Source organism: Devosia sp. (assembly GCF_030689745.1).
In the GTDB taxonomy this organism is placed as follows: Bacteria; Pseudomonadota; Alphaproteobacteria; order Rhizobiales; family Devosiaceae; genus Devosia; species Devosia alba.
Genome location: NZ_JAUYGL010000104.1, coordinates 1 through 8,555, shown reverse-complemented (window position 1 = coordinate 8,555; position 8,555 = coordinate 1). Strand labels below are relative to the sequence as shown.

At 57.2% G+C, this 8,555-nt stretch carries 16 protein-coding genes; 1 reads left to right on the top strand and 15 read right to left on the bottom strand.

Features of this window, described 5'->3' with window-relative positions:
• Nucleotides 1-266: 266 nt before the first annotated feature.
• The 8 genes from Q8O80_RS08765 to Q8O80_RS08730 form a co-directional block, all read right to left on the bottom strand.
• Nucleotides 267-494, bottom strand: coding sequence for a hypothetical protein (locus tag Q8O80_RS08765; RefSeq protein ID WP_305579029.1), 228 nt, complete (start codon nt 492-494; stop codon nt 267-269).
• 18 nt (nt 495-512) lie between these two features.
• The gene (locus Q8O80_RS08760) at nt 513-803 is read right to left on the bottom strand and encodes a hypothetical protein (protein WP_305579027.1); all 291 of its coding nucleotides are present in this window, start codon (nt 801-803) and stop codon (nt 513-515) included.
• Between the two features lie 32 nt (nt 804-835).
• On the bottom strand, nt 836-1,183 hold the full coding sequence (locus Q8O80_RS08755; RefSeq protein ID WP_305579025.1) for a hypothetical protein: 348 nt from the start codon (nt 1,181-1,183) through the stop codon (nt 836-838).
• Nucleotides 1,184-1,185: 2 nt separating this feature from the next.
• Nucleotides 1,186-1,323 (bottom strand): hypothetical protein, encoded by a 138-nt coding sequence (locus Q8O80_RS08750; RefSeq protein ID WP_305579023.1) that lies wholly within the window; start codon nt 1,321-1,323, stop codon nt 1,186-1,188.
• A gap of 237 nt (nt 1,324-1,560) precedes the next feature.
• Nucleotides 1,561-2,115 carry a hypothetical protein gene (locus Q8O80_RS08745; protein ID WP_305579021.1) on the bottom strand — a complete coding sequence of 185 codons (555 nt, stop codon included), beginning with the start codon at nt 2,113-2,115 and terminating at the stop codon, nt 1,561-1,563.
• A 143-nt stretch (nt 2,116-2,258) separates the two neighbouring features.
• Nucleotides 2,259-2,603: a hypothetical protein gene (locus Q8O80_RS08740; RefSeq protein ID WP_305579019.1), complete on the bottom strand. Its 345-nt coding sequence runs from the start codon at nt 2,601-2,603 to the stop codon at nt 2,259-2,261.
• A gap of 24 nt (nt 2,604-2,627) precedes the next feature.
• A complete protein-coding gene (locus Q8O80_RS08735; protein WP_305579017.1) occupies nt 2,628-3,032 on the bottom strand; it encodes a hypothetical protein in 405 nt (134 codons plus the stop codon).
• A 161-nt stretch (nt 3,033-3,193) separates the two neighbouring features.
• Complete coding sequence (locus tag Q8O80_RS08730) at nt 3,194-3,508, bottom strand: hypothetical protein (RefSeq protein ID WP_305579014.1); 315 nt, start codon at nt 3,506-3,508, stop codon at nt 3,194-3,196.
• 163 nt (nt 3,509-3,671) lie between these two features.
• Here Q8O80_RS08730 and Q8O80_RS08725 point away from each other — a divergent pair, with 163 nt between their 5' ends.
• The gene (locus Q8O80_RS08725) at nt 3,672-4,850 is read left to right on the top strand and encodes a competence protein CoiA family protein (RefSeq protein ID WP_305579012.1); all 1,179 of its coding nucleotides are present in this window, start codon (nt 3,672-3,674) and stop codon (nt 4,848-4,850) included.
• A 9-nt stretch (nt 4,851-4,859) separates the two neighbouring features.
• Here Q8O80_RS08725 and Q8O80_RS08720 read toward each other — a convergent pair whose 3' ends face one another.
• From Q8O80_RS08720 to Q8O80_RS08690, 7 genes are all read right to left on the bottom strand, one after another.
• Nucleotides 4,860-5,555 (bottom strand): RES family NAD+ phosphorylase, encoded by a 696-nt coding sequence (locus tag Q8O80_RS08720; RefSeq protein WP_305579010.1) that lies wholly within the window; start codon nt 5,553-5,555, stop codon nt 4,860-4,862.
• Nucleotides 5,552-5,980, bottom strand: coding sequence for an antitoxin Xre-like helix-turn-helix domain-containing protein (locus Q8O80_RS08715; RefSeq protein WP_305579008.1), 429 nt, complete (start codon nt 5,978-5,980; stop codon nt 5,552-5,554). The genes Q8O80_RS08720 and Q8O80_RS08715 overlap by 4 nt, the downstream gene beginning before the upstream one ends.
• 97 nt (nt 5,981-6,077) lie before the next feature.
• The gene (locus Q8O80_RS08710; protein WP_305579007.1) at nt 6,078-6,476 is read right to left on the bottom strand and encodes a hypothetical protein; all 399 of its coding nucleotides are present in this window, start codon (nt 6,474-6,476) and stop codon (nt 6,078-6,080) included.
• Between the two features lie 35 nt (nt 6,477-6,511).
• Nucleotides 6,512-6,778, bottom strand: a complete 267-nt coding sequence (locus Q8O80_RS08705) for a hypothetical protein (RefSeq protein WP_305579005.1) — start codon at nt 6,776-6,778, stop codon at nt 6,512-6,514.
• Between the two features lie 136 nt (nt 6,779-6,914).
• Nucleotides 6,915-7,340 (bottom strand): hypothetical protein, encoded by a 426-nt coding sequence (locus Q8O80_RS08700; RefSeq protein ID WP_305579003.1) that lies wholly within the window; start codon nt 7,338-7,340, stop codon nt 6,915-6,917.
• 299 nt (nt 7,341-7,639) lie between these two features.
• Nucleotides 7,640-8,113 carry a hypothetical protein gene (locus Q8O80_RS08695; protein ID WP_305579001.1) on the bottom strand — a complete coding sequence of 158 codons (474 nt, stop codon included), beginning with the start codon at nt 8,111-8,113 and terminating at the stop codon, nt 7,640-7,642.
• A gap of 159 nt (nt 8,114-8,272) precedes the next feature.
• The coding region (locus Q8O80_RS08690; protein ID WP_305578999.1) for a hypothetical protein at nt 8,273-8,555 on the bottom strand (283 nt) is incomplete at its 5' end.

The window sequence follows — 8,555 nt, the reverse complement described above, 5'->3', positions numbered from 1 at the left end:
TACCAGCCAGAGTAGCCGCCACGTTGCTGCTTGTTCCACTCAGCCAGCTCGGGGCTACCGAAGGTGAAGACGGGCGTGGACGGGCGATTGGCAATGGCGAGGATTTCTTCGGCTGTAAGGGACATGGCTGGCACTCCGTAGTGCGTTTTCGATGTGGTCATCATCACGCATCAGCGTGTGTGTCATCGCTAGAGTTCGCCGGAAGACGGAAATGCTAAGACCCCAAAATGGGGCCTGAGCTAATCCTGTCAGCCTTCGTGTCCCTTTTAAAATTCGGCGTCCGGCACAAAGCCGTCGCCGTTGCAGGTCTTGCAGGGCGGCTCATTACGCCATGGCGCTCGACCATCGCAGGTCGGGCAACCATGAAACGGCGAGCCATCAACCCAAGCACGCAGCACCTTTGCCAGTTTGGTCTGGTTGCTGGATTCGGCTTGCACGCAAGCTGCGAGGGTCGCCCGGTACACCTCAACATCTGTGATTGGTTCTGTATGCATGACTGTTCCTCTGTTCGGTCAAGCGCTAGCAGTAAGGCTGCTGCGTTGGTGTCGTCGATCTAGCTTGTACTCGGTCGCAAAGCCTCCATGATCGGTATCCCACAGAATCTCACCGAGGCGCACCAAGCAGTTTTTGATTCGTTTCTTGGGCTCCTGCGGGTACAACAACGCGCCAGCTGCCAGCAGTGGTTTTGCTTTCAGATATTGGCCTGACCGGGCGAGGCGGAAAAGGTCGGCGACAATCTCATCATCCGAGACGGGCTGGACCGTATCGTTTGGCTGGCTTACGCCTTTTGTCTCGACAATCATCGTGACTTCCTCCGTTGGGGGCTGGTGCGTTGTCATGCGTCAGGGTTGTGCCCGCAGTTACCACATAGGGTGTCCAGGACTTCTTTCTTGGTGCCGCACTGGGGACAAAAGAAAACGTCACCCACCTCGTAGACGATCAGTACATCTGCCACGCCTGCCACGCGGGAGAAGTAGCGAAAGCGCCCGTTCTCCCATGCCCAGTCGTGCATCTGGTCTTCGAGGAACACCGTGCGGTTGTGCAGCAGGCCGTGGCCGTTGTGGTTGAACTGTTCTTCATCCAGCAACGTTGCCACCTTGATGGGCTTACGCTCCAAGGCGAGGGAAATTCGCCCGTCTGCTTTGATGCCCCGGAGGATCAGGAAGTTTTTGGCAATCTGCATGGTCAGCTGTCCAGCCATTCTTCGAAGGTTTTCACCGGCCAGCCCAGGCTCTCGGCGTTGGCGCGGTAGATTTCGTAACGGTCGTGCTGGCTGCCCTGGTGCTGGGTGGCTGAGGGGAGCTTGTTGTTCTGATTGGCCATCGGTTCGGCACTCCATGCGATTGTAAGTGGTCTGATTTGCATGTGGCCATCTTCCACCGGGTATGGCTGTGTCACGGAGGGGGAGCAGATATTCTCGTTTCCGATGTTGAGGCGTCAGGATCGAAAGGCAGGAGTGGCTGCGTGGGGGCGCTCATGGCAATGGCACGGAGCCAAGCCAGAAAACGAAAAGCCCGCGTGAGCAGGCTTATTGGGGAATGGTGCTGGTGCTGCATTCGATCAAGGAAACAAGATTGGATTCAACGCCTTCAAATCCCCCACGCCGGCTTCAATCTCATCAAGCACCTCATCTGCCAGCCAATCGCTTACCCGCGCCTTACCCTCAAGCTCAGAGCGCAGATGTACCCGGTCAATGCTCGGGTGGTGTTTACGGTAATACGCAACGTGAGAGAGGGCTGCGGCGAAGAAAAGGCTATTCACCGCATTATCTCTGCTTGCACCTTCATCGTGCAGGAACTTGATGATCTTCTGAGCCAGTAGGTCTTCGCTGCCGGCGATCATGTGCTCTGGAAGCTCGCCTTCTGCACGCAGCTTGCGCAGTGCATGCATGATGTAACCGAGGCTAGGACTGCGCTTGTGGTACATGCTGTACCAGTTGCCCAGCCACTCGGCTTCTTCGAGAGTCATGCTTTCTTTCGCGAAAACCTCACCCCAAGTCTCAAAGGCGGATTCGGGAAGCCGTTCTGCTTCCGCCAGCCCCTGCAACGATTCGGCGAACCTTTTGACAAGGCGTCTACCTTCTAAACTCGGTGTCTCCGTGCCAAACAGGTTCAAAGTCCGATCCTCCAAAAATGAAATTGCTTGGTGTGTTGAACGGGTAGGCTCAATCAAGCCTTTGCCTGAAACTCACAATAGCCTTACAGGCGCTCACGAAAAAGGGGCCGCAGCCCCTTTACTCTTGGTTCAGATTGCGGGAGCTACGCCGGCAGGTCACTGCTTGTCAGGCCGCGTTCAACTTTCAAGGTCAGGTGGACAGTGATCCCATCATTGTCCTTGTTCTTAGAGGTCGTAACGGCATCGACATTTCCTCCGTCCAGCAGCCTGACCTGCTGATCGGCGATGTACACATCACCATCACCACCAGTGATTCGCATCAGATTTCGACCGTCGCGAAGGAAGTCACCGAAGCCAATTTCGTCGGCGTCCATGTGGTCAATGAGCACAGTGTCGGCCAGATCGATAAGGCTAAACAGGGCGTGGGTGGACTTGCTGGCGCTGTCCTGGGTATCGAGTTTGCTTTCAGCTGTAGCTGTGGTGTTCACGATGTTTGTCCTCTGGTTGAGTGCTCAGGCTGCTGCCTTAGCTATCTTGTCGATATTGTTCTGCCCCATAACTTCCAACGCCGTCCCCAAAAGCCCGAATAGGTCGCTTACGAGCCCAGTCGCCATAAGGTGCTCACTGTGGCCGTTTGCTTGGGTAATGTTCTCTACGAAATAGTCCACGCAGCCCTGAATACCGCAGGCGCTTGCAGCTCCGATGAGCTGTTCAGCGTGATTCCCGTTTAGCACCAGGAATACGCGCCCGGCCAATACGATTGCGGTCGTATTGCTGCCATATTCGGCGCTATGGCGGAGGTAGCTGATTGAGAAGTCACCAAAGCTTCGATATACATTCGGGGCGCGCACATTCGTAACAGGGCATGAGCTACCTGTCATGCCGAGCGCTCGCAGGTTGGTATTGCTGGTGTTCATGGGTGGTTTCCTAGATCAGATTCGGCGTTATCGATAGGGTGAATTCTCGCTTGCGTCTCGCCGTGTCACCGGATGGATGGGCGGTTACGGGAGAAAAGCTCGCCCCCCAACCTCGCCCCCGAGAGGCCACCACGACATACCCGCTGATGAGGCGGCACCGACTAAGCGCGCCCAGCCTTGAAGTAACCCTCTGCCCACGCAGAAGATGACTTGAGGCCCATGCACGCAAGGCACTTGTCGGCTTCCTTCCAGCCGAACAGCCACTTCCTGAGCGCATCAGAGGCGAGGCTATGATCACCGCCAGGATTGCGGGCAACGTTCCGCTGTAGGGCTTCAAGGTTCGTTATTTCGGCCTCAACGCTGCAATCCATGCTGTCCAGGTATTCCTCAACGAACGGATTCCCGCAGTTGCTGATCGCCGCAACGATCTGTTTTGCCATGAATGCCATATACCCGTTTACCGCCTTGATGCTCATCTGGTGTTCCTTGTTTCTGGCTGGTGGCCAATGCCTCGCGGCTGGCCGGATTCGTTTGGTGTGGTCATCTTCTCCCTTCGCAGGGCGTGTCATCGGTTACGATCAGGCAGAGGCAGCAAATGCTCGATGCCAGCATTGAGAACTGGGGGCGAGGGGAGGGCGCATGGGCTGCACCGCAATCGTTGATGGCAAGCGTGTGGTAGGTGCGTTCTTGCCTGATGAGGAATGGCGTCGAGTCGTGAAGCTGTCTAAGCAGCGGCAGGTATTCATGCCAGACACCAAGCTTCCCGCTTTGGCGAAGACCGTTCGGTGGCGTGGCGGGATTACCCGGTTCTTCTCTCACTTCCCAGGAGAGACACCCGAGGGCTACACCTGCAACGAAAGCCCAGAGCACGCAGCTCAAAAGCTGGCCATCTACGCTCGACTCCAAGAACTGGGTTTCACAGTAGAGCTGGAAGCCGGCATTGATGATTGGCGTGCCGATGTTCTGGTTGGGCCTTCGGCCTTCGGCCCATCACTTGCCATCGAGGTGCAGCTCACTCGACAGTCCGCTCAAGTCACCTACGAGCGCACAGAGCAGCGTTCCGCGTCAGGCGTCCCCACGCTATGGCTTTTCGGTAAAAACGCCAGCACGGGGCACGTTGGGGCTGACTTGCTGGCTTCAAACCCTGTGTTCGTAGCTGAGGACGCCACCCACGCAGCCGCCATTGCTCAATCCGTATGTTCTGGAGCGGCATTCTTCGACGATCTGAGTGGCTTCGAACAGACCCCCGCCCGGCCAATAGGGGTGAAGGTTGCGTGCAAGTGCGGGTTGAGTTGGTTGCGCCCGATAGGTGTTGTTCTGCTGCCCAACCGTATTCGCGGCGACCTCAAGCCGGTCTATGTCTCTTGTTCTGTCACGTCAGCTAAGAGGCGCGGGCGCTCGATCACAATGAGTGAGGCTGAGGATCACCTGCGCCGGTACTTGAAGGTCTTTTGGCGTGCTGCCGAAACCTACGGGATCACGGTTGGGGAATTCAGGATTGCTACGAGGGTGCGAACGGATGCTGGTGCTGTGTATCGCCGGGACTACGCCTGCCCCCAGTGCCGCTTGCGGGTGCATACCAAGGGTACAATTGGCTTCGGTACGCCTATCCCTGGTGATGAGCTGGTGCGGTGCCCCTTGCCCGTGGTCGCCCATGTGGATGCGAGGCCGGCACTAAAGCTAGAACCCGCTTGGTTCGCTGAACCCCACACCCCAAAGGTGGAATCGGTGATGAGTAATGCCGAATGGAAGGTCAGGTTCATTGACCGGGCGCGGGCCAGCATGCTCATGCTGGCGCCCGAGGATGGAGTTTATTGAGACTTGAGCCTAGCTACTGATCATCTGGAGCTTGTTGATGCTGGTGATCGCTCCGTTCCAAACCATTTCGTAGTGCGCTGCTTGAATGATCGAGGTCACGGACTTTGGCGTCAGCAGCGCCCAGCAGGTTTGTCCTTGAGCGCGTACTGAGTTGTAACGCAGGCCGGTACACCCCGCACGCTTGGCCTCAAGCCCGAGGCTATGGGCTGCTGAGTAGTCATCCGAGCTGTAGATCGGGTCATTCATCGCAACGCCGCAGGCATCACGCATGCCCGCCTCGGTGAATTTGCAACTCAGGCCACGGAACACGAACCGCTCGAACCGAAGCCCAGGTACTTTTGACCAGTACCGCGTCTGGTGGTGGCTAACCTCGGCAACAGCCGTGTCTATGTCGTCAGCCACATACAGGACACCAAAGCGCCCATCGCTGAACCGTGAGCCTTCCGGGTTGACGTGAGTAAACGGGGCCGTCGCATACGAGCAGCCGGTAATGCCGAATGGAATCTCTGCCCGAGGGATCAGCTCCAGCCTCCCAAGCTCGTTTAGGATTCGAGGATTGGTGATCGCTTGGACTTGGTACAGAACTTCGAAGTCCTCCGCGTTAGCCACGTCCTCGAACAGGGCAATAGGCGGGAACTTCGAGTTGACCAGCCGGTAGCCTTGCGCTGAGTCGCCTGCAAGCAGGGGAAGGCTATCAATTCTCACCAGCCACCCCCACGCAGAGCATCGATTCGCTTGTATGTCTCGAACAGCGATAGCAGGTCGCCTTGAGCCATGATTTCAAGGGGCGAGCGGCCATTGAAGAAGTCATTGTGGTTTTCCATGCGAGGGAAGCCATAGACGTTCTCAGGGTTGTCGAACACAAGACGCAAGGCGGCATGGCAGTTCAGGATGATGCTGGCGCGTTGCAGTTGATCAACGTCCAGTTCCACACCTTTGCCCTGGAGAGCGCGAGTGATCGTGCTTCGAGAGACGCGCAGGATATTGCAGGACTGCTCGGTTGAGGCGTCCCATTTCATCAGGATGTTCAGCGCGGTGCTCAACACAACGCGGGCCTGATCCTTTGTGAATGCTGCTGCTCTGGCTGGGGTTCCCATGACTGCTTTACCTATCTGCGTCTGTAGATTCAATTCTAGTATTCCTGTGTCCACAGATACAAGGTGCGCTTGTGACGGGTAGCGGTCAAGCCTGAAACCCCATCTTTGCGTCCGAGAACCACTCCGCCTGTCAGTCCATTGCCGCGTGCATGATCAGGGCGAGTTCATGCGCAATCTCGTTGGTCATGTTGAAGTGGAAGTCACGCTGCCAGTCGCCATTGCTCAGCGCTAGAGCCACACCCTCCCGGTAGGGTTCACCATCCGTTTGGCGCGTAACGAATAGCTGCGGGGCAGGAAGGTCGATTGGGTTTTGCGCAGGCGATCCACGCAGCACACGCAGAATGCGCTCGGCAACCTCTTTTGCCTCAGTACCGCTCAGCTGGAGCAGGGTCGATTCCGTTTCCATGTAGCGGGCGTCGATGTGATGGAGCGAAACCCCATCTTCGGTTACGACAACGATCAGGGTGGTCTTGTCGTCTTTTTCCCAGCTGCGGTAAATGGCGCTCTTGCGTGGGGTGATTGCTTTCATCTGGGCAGAACCTCGGTGCTGGCGCTGTGGCCTGATCAGTTGTTGTCAGGGAATAGCAGGTGCTTGGTGATGGTGCGCAGCTTTGCTGGTGCCCGGCCTGCACCCTTGCGGAATTGAATCCACTCCCGGTCACAGACCCCGCACGCAACCATGCCTTCTGGGCGTTCTTCCGTGAACACGCCCATGTCGCCAGACAGCCATGCGCGGTGCAGTTTGGTACGCGCCAGGAGGCGGCGCATTGTCCGAGGCAGCAGCAGGCCTTTGTAGCCGGCGATGTAGAAGCGAATACTGAGGCTGGTCATTTCGGATACCCCTTGTTGGTTCAAGATGGGTTAAAGGTAAGGGACGATCATCTGTGTCATCGCCTACCTGGGGATCGTTTGCCACATTGCTCAGACCCAAATACTGCTGCTGAGGAATGCCGATGTGTTATGCAGGTTACGCCTTGCGTGGCACTGCACTGGGAAGCTCGCCTCTCGACGCTGCAACCTCCAGTAGGGCTCGAACATCAGCCAGCCGCACCCGCCGCCCTGCAATCTTCCAGGCAAACGAACCGCTACGGCTTGCGTCAACAATGATGAGGCTAAGGCCGACTGATTCACCGTGCCGGCCCCACCGATCAGCGTTGGCTGCACGCTTCATTCGCTCAATGACCAGATCAACATCGGTCGCAGCCCCCTGATCGTCGTTGTGGGCCAGGATGACGACTCCATCCTCCACGGCCAGCACCCCAACACCGGGATTGGCCTCCATGTACTGATTGGCTTCCCGAATCCCTTCTTCGGTTTCCGGGAACTCGGCCATGACAAGAAACATGAGTGCGTGATGCAGGTGATACTTTGCCTCAGTGGTAGTAGCGCTCATGATTTGATCCTCTGGGGCGTACCCGGTCGTTGATTTGATGTGCCTATGGTGGGGCCAGTAGGCATGTGTCATCGGGTCTGCGTGAGGATCGTCGAAGCAGAATCTGCGGCGTGAGGATTCTGCCATCTGTAGTGGTGCCGCCAGCATCAAATGCACGCTTCTGATTCGGAGGGCGTCGCCAATTGCTCAATTGCCAGTCTCGGTCGCCGCCCAGCCGAGCCCGCAAACCAGCTCTTACCTGAAAACCACTGTGTTCGCCGTCAGGCGGGCATGAAAAAGGGGCCTTCTGGCCCCTGATTTCAGTAGCTGACTATCGCGTCTCGGAACACGACGATTTGCTGGTTCCCCATTCGATCACAATCCACGCCGCCTACCTCAGCGCCCAACAGGCTGCCAAGCCGGCATGCTTCGGCGATGTTCTCCACCACAACACCCACGCAGAACGTGCGACCGCACCAGTAACCCGGCGCTGGTTGGTAGCCAAGCTCCGGCAGTCGAGGGAGTAATGCCTTGGCAACGTCACTGACGGCCTTGAGCTTGCTTTCCTGCTTGGGCTGCACTTCGAGCCATCGTTTGAGCGAGGCCTTGACCGAGCCACGCCACACGGCACCGCCCTTGCTGCTCTCGTCGTAGTAGACGTTGAACTGCTCGCCTATGCGGATGCCCTTCGGTACGGCAGCCCGGCGAAGCACAGGGTGGTCGATCACGTCATAGTCCAGGATGCCGTTTTCGTCAGATACCAGTTCGGTCTTGATCGTTTCGAGTTGGGTCATGGCTTGTGCCTTGTCAGTGGTTGGTATGAGCACAGATTGAGGCAGGGAATGCTGTGTCATCACGCAGTCCAAGCTGCACGGCAAAAATCCTCACCGCATAAGCTTGGGTCTGGCAAAGGCTGGCCCGGCAAGCCTCTGGAGCTGGGCCTGTCTCAAAGGTTAGGACTTCGACTGGAGGTCCAGGGCAGTAAGGGGGCGATCAACCGTCAGGAGAATCCGGTAGGTGGTCGATTCGTCCTCTGGGTCGGAAGGGCAGGCGATGGCCAGCACCTCGCCAGTGGCCATAAGCACTACCTGCTGATCTTCAAAGTGGTAGTCGCAATCCTCAGCGCTGCTGATACGAAGCTGATCCTTGCCAGCCTCTGCTTCAACGTAGTGACCGTAACCGACCTCTACAGCCTCAACTGAGTCGATGAATACGGTATCCGCTGCATTAACCAAG